At 69.3% G+C, this 24,030-nt stretch carries 19 protein-coding genes and 1 pseudogene; 12 read left to right on the top strand and 8 right to left on the bottom strand.

Going from position 1 to position 24,030, the window contains the following annotated elements; translation table 11 throughout:
- Positions 1 to 81: 81 nt before the first annotated feature.
- From ACIQM3_RS30670 to ACIQM3_RS30685, 4 genes are all read right to left on the bottom strand, one after another.
- The gene (locus ACIQM3_RS30670) at positions 82 to 1,692 is read right to left on the bottom strand and encodes an FAD-dependent oxidoreductase (protein ID WP_401630129.1); all 1,611 of its coding nucleotides are present in this window, start codon (positions 1,690 to 1,692) and stop codon (positions 82 to 84) included.
- A 12-nt stretch (positions 1,693 to 1,704) separates the two neighbouring features.
- Positions 1,705 to 3,234, bottom strand: coding sequence for a glycerol kinase GlpK (gene glpK, locus ACIQM3_RS30675; RefSeq protein ID WP_401630131.1), 1,530 nt, complete (start codon positions 3,232 to 3,234; stop codon positions 1,705 to 1,707).
- 40 nt (positions 3,235 to 3,274) lie between these two features.
- On the bottom strand, positions 3,275 to 4,066 hold the full coding sequence (locus tag ACIQM3_RS30680) for an MIP/aquaporin family protein (protein WP_401630133.1): 792 nt from the start codon (positions 4,064 to 4,066) through the stop codon (positions 3,275 to 3,277).
- 262 nt (positions 4,067 to 4,328) lie between these two features.
- Positions 4,329 to 5,093 carry an IclR family transcriptional regulator gene (locus tag ACIQM3_RS30685; RefSeq protein ID WP_362943046.1) on the bottom strand — a complete coding sequence of 255 codons (765 nt, stop codon included), beginning with the start codon at positions 5,091 to 5,093 and terminating at the stop codon, positions 4,329 to 4,331.
- Positions 5,094 to 5,332: 239 nt separating this feature from the next.
- On the opposite strand from ACIQM3_RS30685, the gene metH reads away from it, so the two are divergent.
- The 3 genes from metH to ACIQM3_RS30700 all read left to right on the top strand — a co-directional run bounded on the left by metH (position 5,333) and on the right by ACIQM3_RS30700 (position 11,643).
- Positions 5,333 to 8,845, top strand: coding sequence for a methionine synthase (gene metH, locus ACIQM3_RS30690; protein WP_401630135.1), 3,513 nt, complete (start codon positions 5,333 to 5,335; stop codon positions 8,843 to 8,845).
- 140 nt (positions 8,846 to 8,985) lie between these two features.
- Entirely contained in the window at positions 8,986 to 9,684 is a 699-nt protein-coding gene (locus ACIQM3_RS30695; protein WP_401630137.1) for an HAD family hydrolase, read from the top strand.
- Positions 9,685 to 10,050: 366 nt separating this feature from the next.
- On the top strand, positions 10,051 to 11,643 hold the full coding sequence (locus ACIQM3_RS30700; RefSeq protein WP_401630139.1) for an ABC transporter substrate-binding protein: 1,593 nt from the start codon (positions 10,051 to 10,053) through the stop codon (positions 11,641 to 11,643).
- Between the two features lie 96 nt (positions 11,644 to 11,739).
- Here the strand turns inward: ACIQM3_RS30700 and ACIQM3_RS30705 are convergent, their stop codons facing one another.
- Together ACIQM3_RS30705 and ACIQM3_RS30710 are read right to left on the bottom strand one after the other, a co-directional pair.
- Positions 11,740 to 12,411, bottom strand: coding sequence for a response regulator transcription factor (locus ACIQM3_RS30705; RefSeq protein WP_104790259.1), 672 nt, complete (start codon positions 12,409 to 12,411; stop codon positions 11,740 to 11,742).
- Between the two features lie 9 nt (positions 12,412 to 12,420).
- On the bottom strand, positions 12,421 to 13,266 hold the full coding sequence (locus ACIQM3_RS30710; RefSeq protein WP_401630615.1) for a RecB family exonuclease: 846 nt from the start codon (positions 13,264 to 13,266) through the stop codon (positions 12,421 to 12,423).
- A gap of 170 nt (positions 13,267 to 13,436) precedes the next feature.
- Here ACIQM3_RS30710 and ACIQM3_RS30715 point away from each other — a divergent pair, with 170 nt between their 5' ends.
- From ACIQM3_RS30715 to ACIQM3_RS30725, 3 genes are all read left to right on the top strand, one after another.
- A complete protein-coding gene (locus tag ACIQM3_RS30715; protein WP_401630617.1) occupies positions 13,437 to 14,687 on the top strand; it encodes a site-2 protease family protein in 1,251 nt (416 codons plus the stop codon).
- Positions 14,688 to 14,729: 42 nt separating this feature from the next.
- On the top strand, positions 14,730 to 15,638 hold the full coding sequence (locus tag ACIQM3_RS30720) for a tRNA (adenine-N1)-methyltransferase (RefSeq protein ID WP_401630141.1): 909 nt from the start codon (positions 14,730 to 14,732) through the stop codon (positions 15,636 to 15,638).
- A gap of 198 nt (positions 15,639 to 15,836) precedes the next feature.
- The gene (locus tag ACIQM3_RS30725; RefSeq protein ID WP_401630143.1) at positions 15,837 to 16,433 is read left to right on the top strand and encodes a hypothetical protein; all 597 of its coding nucleotides are present in this window, start codon (positions 15,837 to 15,839) and stop codon (positions 16,431 to 16,433) included.
- 4 nt (positions 16,434 to 16,437) lie between these two features.
- Here the strand turns inward: ACIQM3_RS30725 and ACIQM3_RS30730 are convergent, their stop codons facing one another.
- Complete coding sequence (locus tag ACIQM3_RS30730; RefSeq protein ID WP_104790263.1) at positions 16,438 to 16,749, bottom strand: ferredoxin; 312 nt, start codon at positions 16,747 to 16,749, stop codon at positions 16,438 to 16,440.
- 241 nt (positions 16,750 to 16,990) lie between these two features.
- Between ACIQM3_RS30730 and arc the strand changes: the two genes are divergently transcribed.
- From arc to prcA, 6 genes and pseudogenes are all read left to right on the top strand, one after another.
- Positions 16,991 to 18,757 (top strand): proteasome ATPase, encoded by a 1,767-nt coding sequence (arc, locus tag ACIQM3_RS30735; RefSeq protein ID WP_401630145.1) that lies wholly within the window; start codon positions 16,991 to 16,993, stop codon positions 18,755 to 18,757.
- Between the two features lie 227 nt (positions 18,758 to 18,984).
- On the top strand, positions 18,985 to 20,496 hold the full coding sequence (gene dop, locus ACIQM3_RS30740) for a depupylase/deamidase Dop (RefSeq protein ID WP_401630147.1): 1,512 nt from the start codon (positions 18,985 to 18,987) through the stop codon (positions 20,494 to 20,496).
- A 120-nt stretch (positions 20,497 to 20,616) separates the two neighbouring features.
- A complete protein-coding gene (locus ACIQM3_RS30745) occupies positions 20,617 to 20,835 on the top strand; it encodes a ubiquitin-like protein Pup (RefSeq protein WP_104791959.1) in 219 nt (72 codons plus the stop codon).
- Positions 20,836 to 20,962: 127 nt separating this feature from the next.
- A pseudogene (locus tag ACIQM3_RS30750) lies at positions 20,963 to 21,142 on the top strand (endonuclease domain-containing protein); the annotation flags it as partial.
- On the top strand, positions 21,094 to 21,939 hold the full coding sequence (gene prcB, locus ACIQM3_RS30755) for a proteasome subunit beta (RefSeq protein ID WP_401630150.1): 846 nt from the start codon (positions 21,094 to 21,096) through the stop codon (positions 21,937 to 21,939). The pseudogene ACIQM3_RS30750 and the gene prcB, both read left to right, overlap by 49 nt.
- Positions 21,940 to 21,994: 55 nt before the next feature.
- Positions 21,995 to 22,855, top strand: a complete 861-nt coding sequence (gene prcA, locus ACIQM3_RS30760; RefSeq protein ID WP_401630152.1) for a proteasome subunit alpha — start codon at positions 21,995 to 21,997, stop codon at positions 22,853 to 22,855.
- Between the two features lie 62 nt (positions 22,856 to 22,917).
- Here prcA and ACIQM3_RS30765 read toward each other — a convergent pair whose 3' ends face one another.
- Complete coding sequence (locus ACIQM3_RS30765) at positions 22,918 to 23,946, bottom strand: LacI family DNA-binding transcriptional regulator (RefSeq protein ID WP_401630153.1); 1,029 nt, start codon at positions 23,944 to 23,946, stop codon at positions 22,918 to 22,920.
- Positions 23,947 to 24,030 lie beyond the last annotated feature (84 nt).

The raw sequence follows: 24,030 nt of genomic DNA on the forward strand, positions 1-24,030 counted from the left end.
ATGGCACGTCCCGGGGAGCCCACGCCGCAGGGGCGGCCTCCCCGACCGGGAGACCGCCCCTGCTCCTGCGTGCCGGCGCCGTCAGCGCCCGTCGGCCAGCATGTCCTCGACCCTGGCCCGGATGCCGTCCGTCGCCAGGCCCCGGATCGTCAGCGTCGTCCGGCGGCGCAGCACGTCGTCCGCCGTCTCGGCCCACTCGCGGTCGCGCGCGTACGCCACCTGCGCCCAGATCTCCGGGGCGTCGGGGTGGATGCGCTCGGCCAGCGCGGGGTTCTCGTTCGCGAGACGTGCGATGTCGAAGGAGAGCGAGCCGTAGTGGGTGGCCAGGTGCCGGGCCGTGTCGGCGGGCATCCGCGGACCCGGCGTACCGCCGTCGACCAGCAGCCGGTGCGCGACCGCGTTCGGGTTGGCGATACCGGGCAGCGGCACCTTCTTCGGCAGCCGTGCCATCGGCTCCATGTCCTCGCCGAGGGGGTGCCCGGGCAGTTCGGCCAGCTTGTTCATCACCGTACGGCCGATGTGGCGGAAGGTCGTCCACTTGCCGCCCGCGACCGACAGCATCCCGCCGCGGCCCTCCGTCACGACCGTCTCGCGCTTGGCCTTGGACGTGTCGCCCGGACCGCCGGGCAGCACCCGCAGCCCCGCGAAGGAGTACGTGATCAGATCGCGGGACAGCTGCTGGTCCCGGACGGAGAAGGCCGCCTCGTCGAGGATCTGCGCCGTGTCCTTCTCGGTGACCGCGACATCGGCCGGGTCGCCCTCGTACTCCTCGTCGGTCGTGCCGAGCAGCAGCATGTCCTCCCACGGCAGGGCGAACGTGATCCGGTACTTGTCGATCGGCGTCGCCAGCGCGGCCTTCCACGGGCGGGTGCGCCTGAGGACGAGGTGGGCGCCCTTGGACAGACGTATGGAAGGCGCGGAGGCCGGGTCCTCCAGCTTCCGCAGGTGGTCGACCCACGGGCCGGTGGCGTTCAGCACGAGCCTGGCGTTCACGCCGAACTCCGAGCCGTCCTGACGGTCCTCCAGCTCGGCCCCCGTGACGCGGCCCTTGGTGAACCGCAGCCCGGTCACCGCGGCGTGGTTGAGGACGACGGCGCCCGCGTCGACGGCCGCGCGGACGGTCATCAGCGCCATCCGGGCGTCGTTCATCTGGTCGTCGCCGTAGACCGCGACGGCCTTCAGATTGTCCGTACGCAGCTCGGGCACATCGCGCGCGGCCCGGGACGGGCTGATCACATGGCCGACACCGTCACCGAACGCGGACAGCGCCGAGTAGGCGAAGACACCCGCGCCGAGCTTGGCGGCGCCGTGCGGCCCGCCCTTGTAGACGGGCAGGTAGAAGGTGAGCGGGTTGGCCAGGTGCGGGGCGACCTGACGGGACACCGCGCGCCGCTCGAAGTGGTTCTCGGCGACCAGCTTCACCGCGCCGGTCTGGAGGTAGCGCAGACCGCCGTGGAGCAGCTTGGAGGAGGCCGAGGAGGTGGCGCCGGCGAAGTCGCCGGCGTCCACCAGGGCCACCCGCAGTCCGGACTGCGCGGCATGCCAGGCGGTGGAGATGCCGAGGATGCCGCCGCCGATCACCAGGAGGTCGTACGTCGCCTTGGAAAGCTGCTCCCGGGTTTCGGCACGGCTCGGGAGGGAGCCGGAGGCCGGATGCGTCCCGAGGGCGGGGACGCTCTGCAGGGTGGTCATGTCGATTGCTCCTCAGATCTCTTCGTCCTCGATCCAGCCCATGGTCCGTTCGACGGCCTTGAGCCAGCTCTTGTACTCGCGGTCACGGGTGGCCGCGTCCATGCGGGGTGTCCACTCGGCGGCACGGCGCCAGTTGGCGCGCAGTGCGTCGGTGTCCGGCCAGAAGCCGACGGCGAGGCCGGCGGCATAGGCGGCGCCGAGGCAGGTGGTCTCGGCGACCATGGGGCGCACGACGGGCGCGTCCAGGAAGTCGGAGAGCGTCTGCATCAGCAGGTTGTTGGAGGTCATGCCGCCGTCGACCTTGAGCGCGGTCAGCTCGACCCCGGAATCCTTGGTCATGGCGTCGCTGATCTCGCGGGTCTGCCAGGCGGTGGCCTCGAGCACGGCCCGGGCGATGTGCGCCTTGGTCACGTAACGGGTGAGACCCGCGATGACACCGCGGGCGTCGGGCCGCCAGTACGGGGCGAACAGACCCGAGAACGCGGGCACGAAGTACGCGCCGCCGTTGTCCTCGACGGAGGAGGCCAGCGTCTCGATCTCGGCCGCGGACTTGATCAGGCCCATCTGGTCGCGCATCCACTGGACCAGCGAACCGGTGACGGCGATGGACCCCTCGAGGGCGTACACCGGCTTCTGGTCGCCGATCTGGTACCCGACGGTCGTCAGCAGCCCGTTGTACGAGTTCACCGGGGTGTGGCCGGTGTTCATCAGCATGAAGGTGCCGGTGCCGTACGTGGACTTGGCCTCGCCCTGGGCGAAACACGTCTGGCCGAACAGCGCCGCCTGCTGGTCGCCGAGCGCGGAGGCCACCGGGACGCCGTCGAGGACGCCGCCCTTGGCGGTGCCGTACACCTCGGCGGAGGACCGGATCTCGGGCAGGACGGCGGGCGGGATCTCCATCGACTGGACGATCTTGTCGTCCCACTGCATCTTGTGCAGGTTCATCAGGAGGGTGCGGGAGGCGTTGGTGACGTCGGTGACATGGACGCCGCCGTCGGTGCCGCCGGTCAGGTTCCAGATGACCCAGGAGTCCATCGTGCCGAAGAGGATGTCGCCACGCTCGGCGCGCTCGCGCAGCCCCTCGACGTTGTCGAGCAGCCAGCGGACCTTGGGGCCCGCGAAGTACGACGCGAGCGGCAGGCCGGTCTCGCGGCGGAACCGGTCCTGGCCCACGTTGCGGCCGAGCTCCCTGCAGAGCGCGTCCGTGCGGGTGTCCTGCCAGACGAGGGCGTTGTGGACGGGCTCACCGGTGTTCTTGTCCCAGAGCAGAGTGGTCTCGCGCTGGTTGGTGATGCCGATCGCCTTGACGTCGGCGGAGGTGATGCCGGCCTTGACGACTGCCCCGGCGACGACCTCCTGGACGTTCTCCCAGATCTCCTTGGCGTCGTGTTCGACCCAGCCCGGCTTCGGGAAGATCTGCTCGTGCTCCTTCTGGTCGACGGAGACGATCCGGCCGTCCTTGTCGAAGACGATGCAGCGGCTGGAGGTGGTGCCCTGGTCGATGGCCGCGATGAACGGTCCGGTGGTGTGTGCGTCGGTCACGGTTGGCTCCCGGAAGTCTGTGTGGTGCGGAGATGAGGGCTCAGGCGAAGGCGAGGTTGTAGAGCCCGCCGGCGAGTGCGCCCCCGATGAGCGGTCCTACCACCGGTACCCAGGCGTAGCCCCAGTCCGACCCGCCCTTGTTGGGCAGGGGCAGCAGCGCGTGCACGATGCGCGGACCGAGGTCGCGCACCGGGTTGATCGCGTAGCCGGTCGGGCCGCCGAGCGACAGACCGATACCGACGACCACCAGTGCGGTGATCAGGGCACCGAGCGCTCCGAGGCCGTTGCCCTCGTCGTTGAGGCCCTGGGTGAGGATCGCCAGAATCAGTACGAAGGTGGCGATGATCTCCGTGACCACGTTCTGCACCGCGTGCCGGATCTCCGGGCCCGTGGTGAAGATGCCGAGTACGGGGCCCGCCTTCGGCGCCGACGACTGGTCGACCATGGCCTTCTCCGTGGGCTGGTCCTTCACGATCTCGGGATCCGTGAGGTGCGCGTGGAACTGGCCGTAGTACACGGCCCAGACGAGCACGGCACCGATGATCGCGCCGAGCAGCTCGGAGGCGAGGTACAGGGGAACATCGCTCCACGCGGTGCCGCCCTGGATCGCCAGGCCGATCGTGACCGCCGGATTCAGATGGGCGCCGGACACACCGGAAGCTATGTAGGCGCCGGTCAGTACGGCGAAGCCCCACCCGAAGGTGATCGCCAGCCAGCCGGCGTTGTGCGCCTTGGAGCGCTTGAGCGTCACGGCGGCACAGACACCGCCGCCGAGCAGTATGAGTACGGCGGTACCGATGGTCTCGCCGATGAAGATGTCGGAGCTGGACACCCGTGACTCCTTTGTCCTTCGTCCAGGGGAAGGCGAAACACCGGGTCCCTCCGGTGGATCGCGCCCCCAGGTGGGTACTCGTCGGGAACGGGCACTTCACCTGTAGGGCTTGACCGGCCCTCGGCACTGTCACACCCTAACGCGTATTGCCGTTAAGCGTTCGACAATGCCGACCGGTGAACGGCAATGTTTCTCCCCGATGGGGGGTGCGTCAAGAGGTGTGTGACGCGCGACTCGATCGTTACCGACGCCGCGGGTGTGCTCAGAAGCGCCCGGCGCCCAGGTCCCGGGACACGGCGCGGGCGCAGTCCCGTACGGCCGCGACGAGCTCGGGTCGCAGCTCGCCGCCGGCACAGACACGCTCCACCGCGCCGGTCACGGCCACGGCGCCGACCGGCATCCTGCGGCGGTCGTGGATGGGGGCGGCCGCGGCGGCCACGCCCTCCCAGGTCTCCTCGACGTCGGCCGCCCAGCCCTGCGCCCTGATCAGGTCGAGCAGCGACTCGAACTCCTCGTCGCCCGTCACCGTGCGCGGCGTGAAGGACCGCCGCTCCACCTCCGTGGCCTCGCTGTGCGCGACCGGGTCGTAGGCGGCCAGGACCTTGCCCAGGGCGGTGGAGTGCAGCGGCTGCATGGCGCCGACCTCGAGCACCTGGCGGCTGTCGTCGGGCCGGAAGACGTGGTGGACGATCAGTACCCCGTGCTGGTGCAGCACGCCCAGGTGGACGCTCTCGCCGCTGGAGCGGGCCAGGTCGTCGGTCCACACCAGTGCGCGGGCCCGCAGCTCGTGCACGTCGAGATAGCTGTTGCCCAGGCGTAGCAGCTCGGCGCCCAGCTGGTAGCGGCCGGACGCGGCGTCCTGCTCGACGAAGCCCTCGTGCTGGAGGGTGCGCAGAATGCCGTGCGCGGTGCCTTTGGCCAGACCCAGGGACGACGAGATGTCGGACAGGCCGAGCCGACGCTCGCCGCCCGCCAGCAGACGCAGCATCGCGGCTGCCCGCTCGAGCGACTGGATGTTCTTCGCCATCGCGCCGTACTCCTCCACCTCGGTTCGACAATGCTGAACACTATCGGTCGATGCCGACCTCTGTCCGGTGGCGCGAAGATTATGCGTCACCCCGTGAGCGGGCCCGTTCACGGGACAGCATGCAGTCCGCCCCGTGGGACGCGATGCCCGCCCCGGGCGCCTCCCCGCTACGCTGGCCGCGTGCCCCTTCCGCAGAAGGGCGCAAAGCCGACAGCCGTCGCATCCCAGGGAGAACATCCATGGCCTCGTTGCCGACCCCCGCAGCTGACAGCCGGACCCGAGCCGCAGCGCTCCGTGAGGCGCTCGCCACCCGGGTCGTGGTGGCCGACGGTGCCATGGGCACCATGCTCCAGGCCCAGGACCCCACCCTCGAGGACTTCGAGGACCTCGAAGGCTGCAACGAGATCCTGAACGTCACGCGCCCCGACATCGTCCGCTCGGTGCACGAGGAGTACTTCTCGGTCGGCGTGGACTGCGTCGAGACGAACACCTTCGGGGCCAACGCCTCCGCCCTGGGTGAGTACGACATCCCCGGCAGGATCCAGGAGCTCTCCGAGGCCGGCGCGAGCATCGCCCGCGAGGTCGCCGACCGGTTCACCGAGTCCACCGGACAGCAGCGCTGGGTGCTCGGCTCCATCGGCCCCGGCACCAAGCTGCCGACCCTGGGCCACGCGCCCTACACGGTCCTGCGCGACGGCTTCCAGCAGAACGCCGAGGGGCTGATCGCCGGCGGCGCCGACGCGCTCATCATCGAGACCACGCAGGACCTGCTGCAGACCAAGGCCGCCGTGCTGGGTGCCCGGCGCGCCCTGGAGGCGATGGGCAGCGACCTCCTGGTGCTCTGCTCACTGGCCTTCGAGACCACCGGCACCATGCTGCTCGGGTCCGAGATCGGTGCCGCGCTGACCGCGCTCGAACCGCTCGGTGTCGACATGATCGGCCTCAACTGTTCGACCGGCCCCGCGGAGATGAGCGAGCACCTGCGCTACCTCACCCGCCACTCCCGCATCCCGCTGCTCTGCATGCCGAACGCCGGGCTGCCGGTGCTCACCAAGGACGGGGCGCACTTCCCGCTCGACGCCGAGGGCCTGGCCGACGCCCAGGAGACCTTCGTCCAGGAGTACGGCCTCTCGCTCGTCGGCGGCTGCTGCGGTACGACGCCCGAGCACCTGCGCCAGCTCGTGGACCGCGTCCGCGGCTCCGAGCTCACCACCCGTGCCCCGCGCCCCGAGCCCGGAGCGGCCTCGCTCTACCAGACCGTCCCGTTCCGCCAGGACACCTCGTACCTCGCGATCGGCGAGCGTACGAACGCCAACGGATCAAAGAAGTTCCGTGAGGCCATGCTCGACGCGCGCTGGGACGACTGCGTCGAGATGGCCCGCGACCAGATCCGCGAAGGCGCCCACATGCTCGACCTCTGCGTCGACTACGTGGGGCGCGACGGGGTCGCGGACATGGACGAGCTGGCCGGCCGGTTCGCCACCGCCTCCACCCTGCCGATCGTGCTCGACTCCACCGAGGTGCCCGTCCTGCGCGCCGGACTGGAGAAGCTGGGCGGCCGCGCCGTACTGAACTCCGTCAACTACGAGGACGGCGACGGCCCTGAGTCCCGCTTCGCCAAGGTGAGCGCGCTGGCCGCCGAGCACGGCGCCGCGCTGATCGCGCTGACCATCGACGAGGAGGGCCAGGCCCGCACCGTCGAGCACAAGGTCGCCATCGCCGAGCGGCTCATCGAGGACCTCACCACCAACTGGGGCATCCACGAGTCCGACATCCTCATCGACTGCCTGACCTTCACCATCTGCACGGGCCAGGAGGAGTCCCGCAAGGACGGGATCGCCACGATCGGCGCCATCCGCGAGCTGAAGCGCCGCCACCCCGACGTGCAGACCACGCTGGGCCTGTCGAACATCTCCTTCGGCCTGAACCCGGCCGCACGCGTCGTCCTGAACTCCGTCTTCCTGGACGAGTGCGTGAAGGCGGGTCTGGACTCCGCGATCGTGCACGCCTCCAAGATCCTGCCGATCGCCCGGCTGGAGGAGGAGCAGGTCAAGGTCGCGCTCGACCTGATCCACGACCGCCGGGAGGAGGGCTACGACCCGCTGCAGCGGCTCATGGAGCTCTTCGAGGGCGTCAACATGAAGTCGATGAAGCAGGGCAAGGCCGAGGAACTCCTCGCCCTGCCGCTGGACGAGCGGCTCCAGCGCCGCATCATCGACGGCGAGAAGAACGGGCTGGAGACCGACCTCGACGAGGCGCTGGAGACCCGGCCCGCGCTCGAGATCGTCAACGACACCCTGCTGGCGGGCATGAAGGTCGTGGGTGAGCTCTTCGGCTCCGGCCAGATGCAGCTGCCCTTCGTGCTGCAGTCCGCCGAGGTCATGAAGACCGCGGTCGCCTACCTCGAACCGCACATGGAGAAGACCGACGACGACGGCAAGGGCACCATCGTGCTGGCCACCGTCCGCGGCGACGTCCACGACATCGGCAAGAACCTCGTCGACATCATCCTGTCCAACAACGGCTTCAACGTGGTCAACCTGGGCATCAAGCAGCCCGTCTCCGCGATCCTGGACGCCGCCGAGGAGCACCGCGCCGACGTCATCGGCATGTCGGGCCTCCTGGTGAAGTCCACCGTGATCATGAAGGAGAACCTGCAGGAGCTGAACCAGCGCAAGATGGCGGCCGACTACCCGGTCATCCTCGGTGGCGCCGCCCTGACCAGGGCCTACGTCGAACAGGACCTGCACGAGATCTACGAGGGCGAGGTCCGCTACGCCCGCGACGCCTTCGAGGGGCTGCGCCTCATGGACGCCCTCATCGCGGTCAAGCGCGGTGTCCCCGGCGCCAGCCTCCCCGAGCTGAAGCAGCGCAGGGTGCCCAAGCGGGACACCCCCGTGGCCGAGGTCGTGGAGCCCGAGGACGGTGTGCGGTCCGACGTCTCCGTCACCAACCCGGTCCCCGAGCCGCCGTTCTGGGGCACCAGGGTCGTCAAGGGCATCCAGCTCAAGGAGTACGCATCCTGGCTGGACGAGGGCGCGCTCTTCAAGGGCCAGTGGGGCCTCAAGCAGGCCCGCGCCGGTGACGGCCCGACGTACGAGGAGCTCGTGGAGCGCGAGGGCCGGCCGCACCTGCGCGGCTGGCTCGACAAGCTGCACACCGAGAACCTGCTGGAAGCCGCCGTCGTCTACGGCTACTTCCCCTGCGTCTCCAAGGGCGACGACCTGATCCTGCTGCACGAGGACGGCTCGGAGCGCACCCGCTTCACCTTCCCGCGCCAGCGCCGCGGCCGCCGCCTCTGCCTGGCCGACTTCTTCCGCCCCGAGGAGTCGGGGGAGACGGATGTGATCGGCCTCCAGGTCGTCACGGTCGGCTCGAAGATCGGCGGGGCCACCGCCGAGCTCTTCGAGTCGAACTCCTACCGCGACTACCTGGAGCTCCACGGACTGTCCGTACAGCTGGCCGAGGCGCTCGCCGAGTACTGGCACGCACGGGTCCGCAGCGAGCTGGGCTTCGCCGGCGAGGACCCCTCTGACGTCGAGGACATGTTCGCGCTGAAGTACCGCGGCGCGCGCTTCTCCCTGGGCTACGGGGCCTGCCCCGACCTGGAGGACCGGGCCAAGATCGCGGAGCTCCTGGAGCCCGAGCGGATCGGTGTGAAGCTCTCCGAGGAGTTCCAGCTCCATCCCGAGCAGTCCACGGACGCGATCGTCATCCACCACCCGGAGGCGAAGTACTTCAACGCACGGTAGGGCACCGTTCAACGCGCGGTAAGGCGCTACTCCGCGCGCAGGACGTGCACGAGTCGTAGACTGGTCGGTCCAGTGCAGGCCGGTCGCCGTTCCCACCGGGAAGGCGGCCGGCCTTCTCGTCCCTCATGGAGGTGTGCCGGATGACCAGTACGGTCCCCGCGTCCCTGACCCGTACGGCCGAAGGGTCGGCGCTGCAAGCCGTCCTTCTCGACATGGACGGCACACTGGTCGACACCGAAGGATTCTGGTGGGACGTGGAGGTCGAGGTCTTCGCCGACCTCGGTCACCGGCTCGAGCCGGCCTGGCGGGAGGTGGTCGTCGGCGGGCCCATGACCCGCAGCGCCGGCTACCTCATCGAGGTCACCGGGGCCGACATCGCCATCGAGGAACTCACCGTGCTGCTCAACGACCGATTCGAGAAGCGCATCGGACGCGGTGTGCCGCTGATGCCGGGCGCCGCACGGCTGCTCGCCGAGCTCGCCGCGCACGAGGTGCCCACCGCCCTGGTCTCGGCCTCGCACCGGCGCATCATCGACCGGGTCCTGGACTCGGTGGGCCGTCACCACTTCGCGCTCACGGTCGCGGGCGACGAGGTGTCCCGTACGAAGCCCCACCCCGACCCCTACCTCGCGGCGGCGGCGGGTTTCGGGGCGGATCCCTGGCGCTGCGCGGTCATCGAGGACACCGCCACCGGGGTCGCCGCGGCCGAGGCAGCGGGCTGCCGGGTCGTCGCCGTGCCCTCCGTGGCGCCGATCGCCCCCGCCCCCGGACGGGTGGTCGTTCCCTCCCTGGAGCAGGTGGATCTCGCCTTCCTGCGGGACCTGATCGCCGACGAGTGAGAGCCGGTACACGAAGAGTGTTTCGTGGACAGGCGACAAGAATTCAGCCGTGAAATCTGTTCGTTCCCCGCTTTCGCGCACCGTCTGAATCAGGTCCATGTCAAGACGCCCAACGGTGCGGGGGCGTGATGTTCGTCACTCGGCGTAATGTTCGTGGGGCCTGCGAATCAGCCAAGCTGTCTGATTCGGGGCCCCTATACGTCCGCATTGATGGAGTCGTGTACGAAACATTCCCGAGCGTGACATGGACAACCCGTCATCGGCGATCACCGAGTGAATACGCCGCCGATCCGCACCGGTCAAGCCCCCCTGCGGCGCCTACTAATCTCGGTTTTCTCACATGCCGGAATGAGGGAGAACGTCCAGATGAACCGCAAGACGCTGGTGCTGCCGGCCGTAGTGGGCCTGCTCGCACCCGTGCTCGCCGCCTGCGGCGGGTCGGACGACGGGGGCGATGCCATCGTTGTCGGGACCACGGACCAGTTCATCGCCTCGAAGGACGACCCGGCCCCCCTCGACCCCGCCATCGGTTACGAGGCGGGCGTGTGGAACGTCCTGCGCCAGACCGTGCAGACCCTGACCCACATTCCCCGCGGCGGCGGCGAGCCGGTGCCCGAGGCGGCGAAGAGCTGCACGTTCACCGACACCGAGAACGAGAGCTACCGCTGCACGCTGCGTGACGGGCTCACCTTCGCGGACGGCACCCCGGTCACGCCGGAGGACGTGAAGTACTCCATCCAGCGCGTGATGGACATCAAGGACGAGAGCGGCCCGGTCGGCCTGCTCGCCAACATCGACGCGGTCGAGACCAAGGGTGAGAACCAGGTCATCTTCCACCTGAAGACCTCGGACGCCACCTTCCCCTACAAGCTCGCCACGCCGCCCGCCGGCATCGTCCAGAAGGACAAGTACCCGGCGAAGGCTCCCCGTGAGGGCCTCCAGGTCGACGGATCCGGCCCCTACACGATGAAGCCCGAGGTCGAGGGCGGCCGGGTCGTCAAGGTGGTCTTCACCAAGAACCCCAAGTACAAGGGGGATCTGAAGGTCAGGAACGAGAAGGTCGAACTGGACCTGTTCCCCGACGCGGCGGCGATGGGGAAGGCGCTCGACGACAAGAAGATCGACATGATGACGCGCACCATGTCGCCCGAGCAGTCGCAGAAGATGCTGGAGGACCCGGCGGAAGGCGTGAAGCTGACGGAGATGCCGGGCCTCGCCATCAGCTACCTCGGGTTCAACACCGAGGATCCCGTGGTGAAGAACAAGGCCGTACGCCAGGCCATGGCCCAGGTCATCGACCGCGGGTCCATCGCGAGCAAGGTGTACGGCAGCACCGCCGAGCCGCTCTACTCGCTGATCCCGTCCGGCATCACCAGCCACACCAATTCGTTCTACACCAAGTACGGTGAGCCCGACCTGGACACGGCCGCCGGGATTCTGGACAAGGCCGGTATCAGCACACCGGTGAAGTTCACCCTGCACTACACGACCGACCACTACGGTCCCGCCACCAAGGCGGAGTTCGAGGCGCTGGCGAAGCAGCTCAACGACACGAAGCTCTTCGAGGTCGACGTCAAGGGCACCCCCTGGGACAAGTTCCGTCCCGCCCAGAAGAAGGGCGAGTACGCCGTGTACGGGATGGGCTGGTTCCCCGACTTCCCGGACCCGGACACCTACATCGCGCCGTTCCTCGACGAGAACAACTTCCTCAACTCCCCGTACACGTCGGCCGAGGCGCAGGGCACGCTCATCCCGCAGTCCCGCCGCGAGGCCGACCGCAGTGCCGCGACGCCGACCTTCGAGAAGCTCCAGGACATCGTTGCCAACGACGTCCCCGTGCTCCCGGTCTGGCAGGGCAAGCAGTACGTCGCCTCGCTCGACGAGCTGACCGGCGTGGAGTGGGCCGTCAACTCCTCGGCCGACCTGCAGCTCTGGGAGCTGGCACGCGGCGACTCCTGACGCGGCGTCCTCCGGACGCGGGGGCGGGGGGGGGGGGGGGGGGGCCCGCCCCCCCCCCCCCCCCCCCCCCCCCGGTCCCCGCGTCCGCACCCGGTCTCACTGGGCGCCGGGACGCACCAGACCGCTCTCGTAGGCGTAGACGGCGGCCTGCACACGGTCACGCAGACCCAGCTTCGTCAGCACATGGCCCACATGCGTCTTGACCGTCGTCTCACTGACGAACAGGTCCGCCGCGATCTCCGCGTTGGACAGCCCGCGCGCCACCAGCTTCAGCACCTCGACCTCGCGCTCGGTCAGGGTGTGCAGGGCGTCCGGGACGGGGTCCTCGCCCGACGGCAGATGGTCGGCGTACTTGTCGAGCAGCCGGCGCGTGATGCTCGGCGCCAGCATCGCCTCGCCCGCGGCCACCACCCTGATGGCCTGCACCAGCTCGTTGGCCGGCGCGTCCTTCAGCAGGAAGCCGCTGGCGCCGGCGCGCAGCGCCTCCACCACGTACTCGTCGAGATCGAACGTCGTCAGCACCAGGACCTTCGCCGGGCCGTCCCGCCCGGGGCCCGTGATCTGGCGGGTCGCCTCGACCCCGTCCATCCGAGGCATCCGGATGTCCATGAGCACGACATCGGGCTGCAGCGCCCGCACCTGGTCGATGGCCTGCAGGCCGTCCCCGGCCTCACCGACCACCGCCAGATCGCCCTCCGCCTCCAGGATCATCCGGAAACCGGTGCGCAGCAGTGGTTGATCATCGACGAGCAGGACGCGGATAGCCACGTAATCTCCTTAAGGGCCTTCGAGGGCCACGGGCTGGCCGGCCTCGGACCGGACCGGCTCCATTCTGCCCTGCACAGCCTCCACCGATTCGGGCGGGCGCACGGACAGCGGATAGACCGGGGGAGTCCCGCCGAATTCCGGGCAGACCGCCCGGTGGTCGCACCAGCCGCACAGCTTCGTCGGCCTCGGCCGCCACTCACCCGTCTCGGTGGCCAGCCGGATCGCCTCCCACAGCGCCAGCAGCTTGCGCTCCACCCGCTCGAGGTCCGCCGGAACGGGGTCGTACGTCAGCACGTCACCGCTGCCGAGATAGACCAGCTGGAGCCGGCGCGGGACCACGTTCTTCAGGCGCCACACCACCAGGGCGTAGAACTTCATCTGGAACAGCGCGCCCTCCGCGTACTCCGGCCGGGGCGCCTTGCCCGTCTTGTAGTCCACGATGCGGACGTCACCCGTCGGGGTCACGTCCACGCGGTCGATCACGCCGCGCAGCCTCAGCCCCGAATCCAGCTCCGTCTCGACGAACAGCTCCCGCTCGGCCGGCTCCAGGCGCGTCGGATCCTCCAGCGAGAACCACCGCTCCACGAGCCGCTCCGCCTCGCCCAGCCAGCCCGCGAGCCGCTCTCCCTCCGGATCCCCCTCGAAGAGCTCCGTCAGCTCGGGCTTCGACTCCAGCAGCCGGTCCCACTGGCCCGGGATCAGCGCCTTGGCCCTCGGCGCCGTACGGTCCGCCGCCGGGGCGTCGAACAGGCGCTCAAGCACCGCATGCACCAGCGTGCCCCGGGTAGCAGCCTCACTGGGCCTCTCCGGGAGCTTGTCGATGACCCGGAAGCGGTACAGCAGGGGGCACTGCATGAAATCGCTCGCGCGCGACGGCGACAGGGACGAGGGTGGCTGAGGCGGGCGCGGTACGGACGTCATGTCGCAGACCCTACGGCCCGCCACTGACACCTAGCGGCATACCATCGACGACAGAGCTCGCACACAGCATGATCGTGGCAGAAGCCACCGACCGAAGGGACCCCGTGGACGAGAGCGGCGACAGCGGGCGCCCGCAGCCCGGCGCAGGGGACAAGGACCCCGGCACCGGACCGGACAAGGGCAAACCGCGACGCCCGGCAGACCCGGGAGGCGGCCTCCTCATGGGGCGCCCCTTCGGCGTGCCCGTGTACGTCGCACCCAGCTGGTTCGTCGTCGCGGCGCTGATCACATGGGTCTTCGGAGGGCAGCTCGACCGCGTCCTGCCGGAACTCGGCGGGGCCCGCTACCTGGTCGCGCTCTTCTTCGCCATCGCCTTCTACGCGTCCGTGCTCGTACACGAGCTCGCCCACACCGTAGCCGCCCTGCGCTACAAGCTGCCGGTGCGCCGCATCCAGCTCCAGTTCTTCGGCGGCGTCTCCGAGATCGAGAAGGAGACCGAGACCCCCGGCCGCGAGTTCGTCCTCGCCTTCGTGGGCCCCCTCCTCTCCCTCGTCCTCGGCGGTGTCTTCTACATCCCGCTCCAGTTCGTCGAAGCGGGCACCGTCCCCGGCGTGCTCCTCGCCGGGCTGATGGTCTCCAACCTCATCGTCGCCGCCTTCAACCTGCTGCCCGGTCTGCCCCTGGACGGCGGACGCATGCTCCGCGCCGTCGTCTGGAAGATCACGGGCAAGCCGATGAGCGGCACCATCGCCGCCGCATGGGTCGGCCGCGGCCTGGCCATCACCGTCTTCGTCGGCCTCCCCCTGCTCACCCACACAGGCGCGCTCGGCAACGCCACCGGTGAGATCAGCGGCTTCGAGACCGTCACCGACGCCCTCCTCGCGGCGATCCTCGCGGCGATCATCTGGACCGGCGCCGGGAACAGCCTGCGGACGGCCCGGCTCCGTGAGCACCTCCCCGAACTCCGCGCCCGTACCCTCACCCGGCGTGCCGTCCCCGTGGAGTCCGCCACCCCCCTCTCCGAGGCTCTCCGCCGCGCCAACGAGGCGGGCGCCCGCGCCCTCGTCGTCGTCGACGGCCAGGGCAGCCCCAAGGGCGTCGTCCGGGAGGCGGCCATCGCCGGCGTCCCCGAACACCGCCGGCCCTGGGTGGCCGTCAGCGGCCTCGCCCAGGACCTCACCGACGGTATGAAGGTCCCGGCCGAACTCGCGGGCGAGGCCCTGCTGGACCGGCTGAAGGCCACACCGGCCACCGAGTACCTGGTGGTCGAGGAGACCGGCGAGATCTACGGCGTCCTCTCCACCGCCGACGTCGAGCGCGCCTTCATCAAGGCCATGGCCCGTCCCTCGGCCTGACGCCCCGAAAAGCGGCCCCCGAAATACCGGTAGGCTGGTCACATGTCCGAACCGACCGGTGCCGCCCGCCGTCGCGGCCCATTCAAAGTCGGGGACCAGGTCCAGCTCACCGACCCCAAGGGACGCCACTACACCTTCACGCTCGAGGCCGGAAAGAATTTCCACACCCACAAGGGTTCTTTCCCGCACGACGAGCTGATCGGTGCTCCCGAGGGCAGTGTTGTCCGAACCACGGGAAACGTCGCCTATCTCGCGCTGCGTCCCCTGCTCCCCGACTACGTCCTGTCCATGCCCCGCGGTGCCGCCGTGGTCTACCCGAAGGACGCGGGCCAGATCCTCGCCTTCGGCGACATCTTCCCCGGTGCGCGCGTCGTCGAAGCCGGCGTCGGCTCGGGTGCGCTGAGCACCTTCCTGCTGCGCGCCATCGGCGAGCAGGGCATGCTGCACTCCTACGAGCGCCGCGAGGACTTCGCCGAGATCGCCCAGCAGAACGTCGAGCGCTACTTCGGCTCGCCGCACCCGGCCTGGCAGCTCACCGTCGGCGACCTCCAGGACAACCTCTCGGACACCGACGTCGACCGTGTCGTCCTCGACATGCTCGCCCCGTGGGAGTGCCTCGAGGCCGTCTCCAAGGCCCTGGTGCCCGGCGGCATCCTCTGCGCGTACGTCGCGACCACGACCCAGCTCTCGCGGACCGTCGAGTCCATCCGCGAGATCGGCTGCTTCGCGGAACCGCAGCCCTGGGAGTCGATGATCCGCAACTGGCACGTCGAAGGCCTGGCCGTCCGCCCCGACCACCGGATGATCGGCCACACCGGCTTCCTCGTCACCGCCCGCCGTCTCGCGGACGGTGTCGAGCCGCCGCTGCGCCGCCGCCGCCCGTCCAAGGGCGCCTACGGCGACGACTACGACGGCCCCGGCAGCCGGAGCGGCTCCGCCGCCCGCGACTGACCCCCACAACGCGAAGGCGCCGCCGCCGAGTTCCCGGACCGACCCGGGAGCCCGGCGGCGGCGCCTTTTCCGCCGGCCGCGACGACCCCGCCGTTCCCCTCGGGTGTGAGGTGTGGCACGATGCTGGCCACCCCCCGCCCGCCGACATCCGTCCGGCACCGCCTATCCAGGCACCAGGAACCACAGGAGACATACCGCGTGCAGACCTCCGCGCTCCCGGACCTCGCGCACACCGATGCCAAAGCGGTGCACTGGCTCGCCACGGCGACGGCGATGGCCGCGGTCGTCGCCGCCGCGGGCCTGCTCCAGCCGGCCGCGGCCACCGCGACGGCCTCCGCGTCGGAGGACCGCGTCACCACGCAGCACGGGAGCGCGCCCGTCGCGAAGGCACCCGACCCGGCCCAGGTCACCTTCCCGCTCGATTGCGGAGCCAACGGACACACCGTGGCCGACAGCGCCCCGGGAGACCTCGACGGGGACGGCGGGCCCGAGACCGTGGCCGTCGTGCGCTGCGCCGCGGGGTCCGGCACCCCGCCCAGCGGCATCTACGTCGTGACACAGCCGAGCGGGGCCGCACCCCGGGTCGTGGCGACCCTGGTGGACCCCGCTCAGAAACTCAGCGTCACCGACTTCACCGTCCGTGACGGCCGGGTGTCGGCGACCCTGCTCGGCTACTCCTCGGCCGACGTACCCCGCTGCTGCCCCGACGAGCTGGAGAGCGCCTCCTGGCAGTGGAAGGGCAACGCGTTCATCAAGTCCGCCGGCCCCGCGGGCTCCACCGCGCGAGGCGTCTGAGCCGTTACTCCGCGTCGGGCCCGAAGACCTCTACATTGTCCGAAACGCGACGTACATGAATACAGTCGCCCGGGCATTCCTTGGCCGAGTCCACGACGTCCTGGAGGAGAGGCAGCGGCACCGGTGTGGTGGCGCCCTTGTCCTGGAGGAGCTCGTCCTCGTCGCTCTTGACGTACGCCAGACCGTCGATGTCCAGCTCGAACACCTCAGGTGCGTACTGCACGCAGATGCCGTCGCCCGTACAGAGATCCTGGTCGATCCAGACCTCGAGATCCTGCGTGTCGCTGTCGCCCGGAGCGTCCTGCTGCACGGTCATGTGTCCTGCCGTTCCCTGCGTATCTGCACCAATTGAAGCCAGCCCTGACGGGTGTTGAACGCTTCGACGATACAACCGGCTGCTTTCCGGTGCCGAAGGGTGGGTATTCCCTTGGCGTGAGGGAGAGCGCAAGGGTGAAGATCGGACAGACTCCCGGGTCTTTGTGATCTAGGGGTTTCAATCATCACCCACCCAGGTAGGGTCAGGAAGCGTCCAGCTCCCCTTGGAGGAGGTGAGGACCGTGGCAGCCCACGACGACGACATCAACCGCGGCAACCGGCCCGGGCGAGGGTCAGATGACCCAGCCGGCCAGGTCGCCTATCTCGAGCAGGAAATCGCCGTCCTGCGACGTAAGCTCGCCGACTCTCCGCGTCATACGAGGATTCTCGAAGAGCGGATCGTCGAGTTGCAGACCAACCTGGCAGGCGTGTCCGCGCAGAACGAGCGGCTCGCCAACACACTCCGGGAGGCCCGCGACCAGATCGTGGCCCTCAAGGAGGAGGTCGACCGGCTCGCGCAGCCGCCGGCCGGCTTCGGTGTCTTCCTGCAAGCCAACGAGGACGACACCTGCGACATCTTCACCGGGGGCCGCAAGCTCCGGGTGAACGTCAGCCCGAGCGTCGAGCTCGAAGGCCTCCGGCGAGGCCAGGAAGTCATGCTCAACGAGGCGCTCAACGTGGTCGAGGCCATGGAATTCGAGCGGGCCGGGGACATCGTCACCCTCAAGGAGATCCTTGAGGACGGCGAGCGCGCCCTGGTCGTCGGGCACACCGACGAGGAACGGGTGGTGAGGCTCGCCGAGCCTCTGCTGGACATCACCATCCGCCCCGGCGACGCCCTCCTGCTCGAACCCAGGTCCGGCTACGTCTACGAAGTGGTCCCCAAGAGCGAGGTCGAGGAGCTCGTTCTCGAAGAGGTCCCGGACATCGACTACAACAAGATCGGCGGTCTGGGCGACCAGATCGAACTGATCCGCGACGCGGTCGAGCTCCCGTACCTCCACCCGGACCTCTTCAAGGAGCACGAACTCCGTCCGCCGAAGGGCATCCTGCTCTACGGCCCCCCTGGCTGCGGCAAGACACTCATCGCCAAGGCCGTCGCCAACTCGCTGGCCAAGAAGGTCGCCGAGGTCACGGGCCAGCCCGCGGGGAAGAGCTACTTCCTCAATATCAAGGGCCCCGAGCTCCTCAACAAGTACGTCGGTGAGACCGAGCGGCACATCCGTCTCGTCTTCCAGCGTGCCCGGGAGAAGGCGAGCGAGGGCACCCCCGTCATCGTCTTCTTCGACGAGATGGAATCTCTCTTCCGCACCCGTGGTTCCGGTGTCAGCTCGGACGTGGAGAACACCATCGTCCCCCAGCTGCTCGCCGAGATCGACGGTGTGGAGGGCCTGGAGAACGTCATCGTCATCGGTGCCTCCAACCGTGAGGACATGATCGACCCCGCGATCCTGCGGCCCGGCCGTCTCGACGTGAAGATCAAGATCGAGCGTCCGGACGCGGAGGCCGCGAAGGACATCTTCGCGAAGTACCTCACTCCCTCGCTGCCGCTGCACTCGGACGACCTGTCCGAACACACCGGGTCGAGGGAGGCCGCCGCCCACGCGATGATCCAGTCCGTCGTGGAGCGGATGTACACGGAATCCGAGGAGAACCGCTTCCTCGAGGTCACCTACGCGAACGGCGACAAGGAAGTCCTGTACTTCAAGGACTTCAACTCCGGAGCGATGATTCAGAACATCGTGGACCGGGCAAAGAAAATGGCCATCAAGGCATTCCTCGAGCAGGGCCAGAAGGGCCTGCGCGTCTCCCATCTCCTCCAGGCATGCGTGGACGAGTTCAAGGAGAACGAGGACCTGCCCAACACCACCAACCCGGACGACTGGGCCAGGATTTCCGGAAAGAAGGGCGAGCGGATCGTGTTCATCCGCACACTCGTCACCGGAAAGCAGGGCGCAGACACCGGTCGCTCCATCGACACGGTGGCAAATACCGGACAGTACCTGTAAAACGCAGACCGGCTGCGGATGCCCGGCAGGGTATCCGCAGCCGGCCGTTTTCCCGGCAGCTCCGGCCACACCCGAACAATGACGTAATTGATCTCCCCTCCGGCGCAGAGGCGCTCTAGGCTCTGCCGTACCGCCGAGTCGCGCAGTGCGGGGACGGGCACCGCGGACCAGCAGCGGTACTTGAGCGCCGCTCCCGGACGGGAGCGACGCCGGGCAAGGAGGGCCGCATGACCGTACGGCGAGTGATGGGCATCGAGACGGAGTACGGGATCTCCGTCCCCGGTCAACCCAACGCCAATGCCATGCTCACCTCGTCCCAGATCGTCAACGCCTACGCGGCGGCGATGCACCGGGCGCGCCGCGCCCGCTGGGACTTCGAGGAGGAGAACCCGCTGCGCGACGCGCGAGGCTTCGACCTCGCCCGTGAGACCGCGGACTCCAGCCAGCTCACCGACGAGGACATCGGCCTCGCCAATGTCATCCTCACCAACGGTGCGCGGCTGTACGTCGACCACGCGCACCCCGAATACAGCTCACCGGAGATCACCAACCCGCTGGACGCGGTGCTCTGGGACAAGGCCGGCGAGCGGGTGATGGCGGAGGCGGCCGAACGGGCGGCCGCGATCCCGGGCGCCCAGCCGATCCATCTGTACAAGAACAACACCGACAACAAGGGCGCCTCCTACGGCACGCACGAGAACTACCTGATGAAGCGGGAGACCCCCTTCTCGGACATCGTGCGCCACCTGACCCCCTTCTTCGTCTCCCGCCAGGTCGTCACCGGCGCGGGCCGGGTCGGCATCGGCCAGGACGGCCATGAGCACGGATTCCAGATCAGCCAGCGCGCGGACTACTTCGAGGTCGAGGTCGGCCTGGAGACGACCCTCAAGCGCCCCATCATCAACACCCGCGACGAACCGCACTCCGACGCCGAGAAGTACCGCAGGCTGCATGTGATCATCGGCGACGCGAACCTTTCCGAGATCTCGACCTATCTGAAGCTCGGCACCACCTCGCTGGTCCTGGCCATGATCGAGGACGGCTTCATCAATGTCGACCTGGCCGTGGACCAGCCGGTCCGCACGCTGCACCAGGTCTCGCACGACCCGACACTGAAGCAGCTGGTCACACTCCGTAGCGGCCGGACACTCACCGCGGTGCAGCTGCAGATGGAGTACTTCGAGCTGGGCCGCAAGTACGTCGAGGAGCGGTACGGGGCGGACGCGGACGAGCAGACCAAGGATGTCCTGGCCCGCTGGGAGGACACCCTGAACCGCCTGGAGAACGACCCGATGAGTCTGGCGGGCGAGCTGGACTGGATCGCCAAGCGGGAGCTCATGGAGGGCTACCGGCGCCGGGACAGCCTGGACTGGGACGCGCCGCGCCTGCACCTGGTGGACCTCCAGTACGCCGACGTACGGGCCGACAAGGGCCTGTACAACCGTCTGGCGGCCCGGGGGAAGATCAAGCGGCTCCTCGACGAGAGCGACGTCGAGAGGGCCCGTACGAAGCCTCCCGAGGACACCCGAGCCTATTTCCGGGGCCGCTGCCTGGAGCAGTACGCGGACGATGTGGCCGCGGCCTCCTGGGACTCGGTCATCTTCGATCTGCCCGACCGTGACTCGCTGCAACGGGTGCCCACGATGGAGCCGCTGCGCGGAACACGTGAGCACGTCAAGGAGCTCCTGGACCGCTGTCGCACGGCGGAAGAGCTGGTCCGGACGCTGACGGGGGGCTGAAAGGCCCTCCGGCTGGGAATCAATCAGATGACCTCCGGACGTTGAGGAAAGTACCGGGCCAATGTCGGACCCCGTAGGTAGGGTCTGATCAAGTGCTTCGAACCGAGCGGGGTGAGCTACATGGCGACCAAGGACACCGGCGGCGGACAGCAGAAGGCGACGCGTTCCACCGAGGAGACCGAGGAGCAGGCGCAGGACGCGCAGGCGTCCGAGGACCTTGCGGAGCGACAGGAGAAGCTCAGCGAGGACGTGGACGACGTCCTCGACGAGATCGACGACGTACTCGAGTCCAACGCCGAGGACTTCGTTCGATCGTTCGTTCAAAAGGGCGGCGAGTAACAGCCGGATACCCGGCCGGGCCGTTCGTCGGCGGGCTCGCGCCGCCGGCAGCCGATTTCCGTGGGATGCCCTCGCCCGCACCGGGTATCACCGGGGCATCCCACGGAAGTGCTTCCGCACCCGGGATCATGTTGATCACCGTCACAGGACGGGTAGGGTCCGAGGCGTACTGTGCTTCAACTGCAATTCGGCCATCGGCAAGTTGGGGGATGATCCTGACTCCTTGCGCAGGGCCATCGCATACCTGGAGGGAAACGCGTGGAAGCCAACACTCGTAGCACCGGGCGTCTACCAGCTGCCTTCCTGACGCCGGGTTCGTCCTCGTTCATGGACTTCCTGTCCGACCACTCACCCGAGATCCTTCCCGGCAACCGCAGCCTGCCGCCGCTGCAGGGTGCCATCGAGGCGCCGCACGGCACGACCATCGTGGCGGCCTCGTTCCCCGGCGGAGTGGTGCTGGCCGGTGACCGGCGGGCGACCATGGGGAACATGATCGCGCAGCGCGACATCGAGAAGGTGTTCCCGGCCGACGAGTACTCCGCGGTGGGGATCGCCGGTACGGCGGGTCTCGCCGTGGAGATGGTCAAGCTGTTCCAGCTGGAGCTGGAGCACTTCGAGAAGGTCGAGGGCGCCACGCTCTCCCTGGAGGGCAAGGCCAACCGGCTCTCCACGATGATCCGCAGCAACCTGGCGATGGCCATGCAGGGGCTGGCGGTCGTCCCGCTGTTCGCGGGGTACGACGTCGACCGCGAGAAGGGCCGGATCTTCTCGTACGACGTCACCGGCGGCCGTTCCGAGGAGCGCGGCTACGCGGCCACCGGCTCCGGCTCCGTCTTCGCGCGCGGATCGATGAAGAAGCTGTTCCGCGACGACCTGACGGAGGAGCAGACTCTCACGCTGGTCGTGCAGGCGCTGTACGACGCGGCCGACGACGACTCGGCGACCGGGGGTCCGGACGTGGCCCGCCGGATCTATCCGATCGTCACCGTCATCACCGACGAGGGCTTCCGCAGGCTGGACGACACGGAATCCTCGGAGATCGCGCGCGCGATCCTGGAGCGCCGGCTCGAGCAGCCCGACGGCCCCCGCGCCGCGCTGCTCTGACCGGCCCGATGCTTCTCCGATGCACTCGTCACTGACAGAAAGGGACGGATAGCCGGTGTCGACGCCGTTCTATGTCTCACCTCAGCAGGCCATGGCCGACCGGGCGGAATACGCCCGGAAGGGCATCGCCCGTGGTCGCAGCCTGGTTGTGCTGCAGTTCGCCGACGGCATTGTGTTCGTCGGCGAGAACCCGTCCCGCGCGCTGCACAAGTTCAGCGAGATCTACGACCGGATCGGCTTCGCCGCCGCCGGCAAGTACAACGAGTACGAGAACCTCCGCATCGGCGGAGTGCGCTACGCCGATCTGCGGGGATACACCTACGACCGCGACGACGTGACGGCCCGTGGGCTGGCCAACGTCTACGCGCAGACGCTCGGCACCATCTTCTCCAGCGCCGCCGAGAAGCCGTACGAGGTGGAGCTGGTGGTCGCCGAGGTCGGCGCCGGGCCCGAGGGCGATCAGATCTACCGGCTGCCGCACGACGGCTCGATCGTGGACGAGCACGGCTCCGTCGCGGTCGGCGGGAACGCCGAGCAGATCAGCAGCTTCCTGGACCAGCGCCACCGCGACGGGATGTCGCTCGCCGAGGCGCTGAAGCTGGCCGTGCAGGCGCTGTCCCGCGAGGCCAACGGCAATGAGCGGGAGATCCCCGCCGAGCGGCTCGAGGTGGCGGTCCTGGACCGCACGAGGCCGCAGCAGCGCAAGTTCAAGCGGATCGTCGGCCGGCAGCTGGCCAGGCTGCTGGACGCGGACGGCGCGGGGGCGACCCCGACGGACGCTCCGTCCGACACGGAGGAGCCCGAGGGCGGCTCCACCCCGGCCGTGGGTGCCGACACGCCCGAGAAGGGTACCGACACCCCTGAGAAGGGCGCCGACGGTCCCGCGAAGGGCGCAGGCGAGACCCCGAAGGAGTAACCGGTACCGGAAGATCCGGACGGAGCCCTCCGGCCGTCGTACGCGGCGGCCGGAGGGCGCCGTCATGCCGTGGCCGGGGGTGCGGTGGAGCCCCGTACCACCAGACGGACGGGGAGGTCGTGGTGGGCCGCGGGGCGGCCCTCCAGGACGGCCAGCAGAGCCGTCATGCCGCGCTCACCCACCTGCTCGGCCGGGAGGCGCACGGTGGTGAGCTCCGGCTCCACCGCCGTGGCGAGCGCCAGGTCGTCGAAACCGGTCACGGAGATGTCGTCGGGCACCCGCAGCCCCCGTCTGCGGACCGCCTTGCAGGCGCCGGCGGCCAGGATGTCGTCGTCGCAGACGATGGCCGTCGGCAGCGGGCCGGGGGCGGCCAGGACCCTCTCGGTGGCCTCGCGCCCGGACCGTACGTCCAGCGGGGCGGTGACGGTACGCAGAACGGCGCCGGGGACGCCACGCACGGCCTCCCGCAGCGCCTGGGCGCGCACCGCGAAGGTCCAGGTGCCCACGGCGGAGGCGAGGTGCGTGATCCGGCGGTGGCCGAGGCCGAGCAGATGGTCCGTCACCTGGCGCATGCCGTCCGCGATGTCGAGGTTCACGCGCGCAGCGGCGCCGTGGTCCTCGGGGTCGCTGTCCAGCATCACCAGCGGCAGGTCCGCGCCCCTCAGTGCCCCCAGGGCGTCCGCCGCCATCGACGAGGCGATCACCCCGTCGAGCGCCGCGCGGGCCGAGGCGAACGGGTCCCTGGCAGGCCCGGTGCCGTCGGGGGACGGGTAGAGGACCACGCCGAAGTCGTGCTCGGCGGCGACGGCGGCGGCCCCCGTGTACACCCGGGCGAAGAACTCGTTGGTGAGCGCCGGGACGACGAGGAGGGCGGTGCGGGTGCGGCCCAGCCGGAGACTGCGGGCCGCGAAGTTCGGCCGGTAGCCGAGGTCCCTGGCACTGTCGCGGACCCGTTCGGCGGTAGCCGTGGACACCCGGCCCCGCCATTTGTCTCCGAGTACGAGCGAGACCGTCGCCTGCGAGACGCCCGCCGCCCGGGCCACGTCACGGCTGGTGGGCCGTGGTGGGGAGGGCTGCTGGGTGCTGCTCACTCGTGCCTCCGTGCTGGGCCGGTCTGATCGTGGCGGGATGGACTCCCGGGCTGCCCACATGGTACGTATGAGCGTCGAGGTTAT

Source organism: Streptomyces sp. NPDC091271 (genome assembly GCF_044757505.1).
Classification (GTDB): domain Bacteria; phylum Actinomycetota; class Actinomycetes; order Streptomycetales; family Streptomycetaceae; genus Streptomyces.

Excerpts from the sequence above, each read along its gene's own strand:
- ACIQM3_RS30670 (WP_401630129.1), bottom strand. The coding sequence starts at position 1,692 with ATGACCACCCTGCAGAGCGTCCCCGCCCTCGGGACGCATCCGGCCTCC.
- ACIQM3_RS30685 (WP_362943046.1), bottom strand. The coding sequence starts at position 5,093 with ATGGCGAAGAACATCCAGTCGCTCGAGCGGGCAGCCGCGATGCTGCGT.
- metH (WP_401630135.1), top strand. The coding sequence starts at position 5,333 with ATGGCCTCGTTGCCGACCCCCGCAGCTGACAGCCGGACCCGAGCCGCA.
- ACIQM3_RS30695 (WP_401630137.1), top strand. The coding sequence starts at position 8,986 with ATGACCAGTACGGTCCCCGCGTCCCTGACCCGTACGGCCGAAGGGTCG.
- ACIQM3_RS30700 (WP_401630139.1), top strand. The coding sequence starts at position 10,051 with ATGAACCGCAAGACGCTGGTGCTGCCGGCCGTAGTGGGCCTGCTCGCA.
- ACIQM3_RS30710 (WP_401630615.1), bottom strand. The coding sequence starts at position 13,266 with ATGCAGTGCCCCCTGCTGTACCGCTTCCGGGTCATCGACAAGCTCCCG.
- ACIQM3_RS30720 (WP_401630141.1), top strand. The coding sequence starts at position 14,730 with ATGTCCGAACCGACCGGTGCCGCCCGCCGTCGCGGCCCATTCAAAGTC.
- ACIQM3_RS30730 (WP_104790263.1), bottom strand. The coding sequence starts at position 16,749 with ATGACCGTGCAGCAGGACGCTCCGGGCGACAGCGACACGCAGGATCTC.
- dop (WP_401630147.1), top strand. The coding sequence starts at position 18,985 with ATGACCGTACGGCGAGTGATGGGCATCGAGACGGAGTACGGGATCTCC.
- ACIQM3_RS30745 (WP_104791959.1), top strand. The coding sequence starts at position 20,617 with ATGGCGACCAAGGACACCGGCGGCGGACAGCAGAAGGCGACGCGTTCC.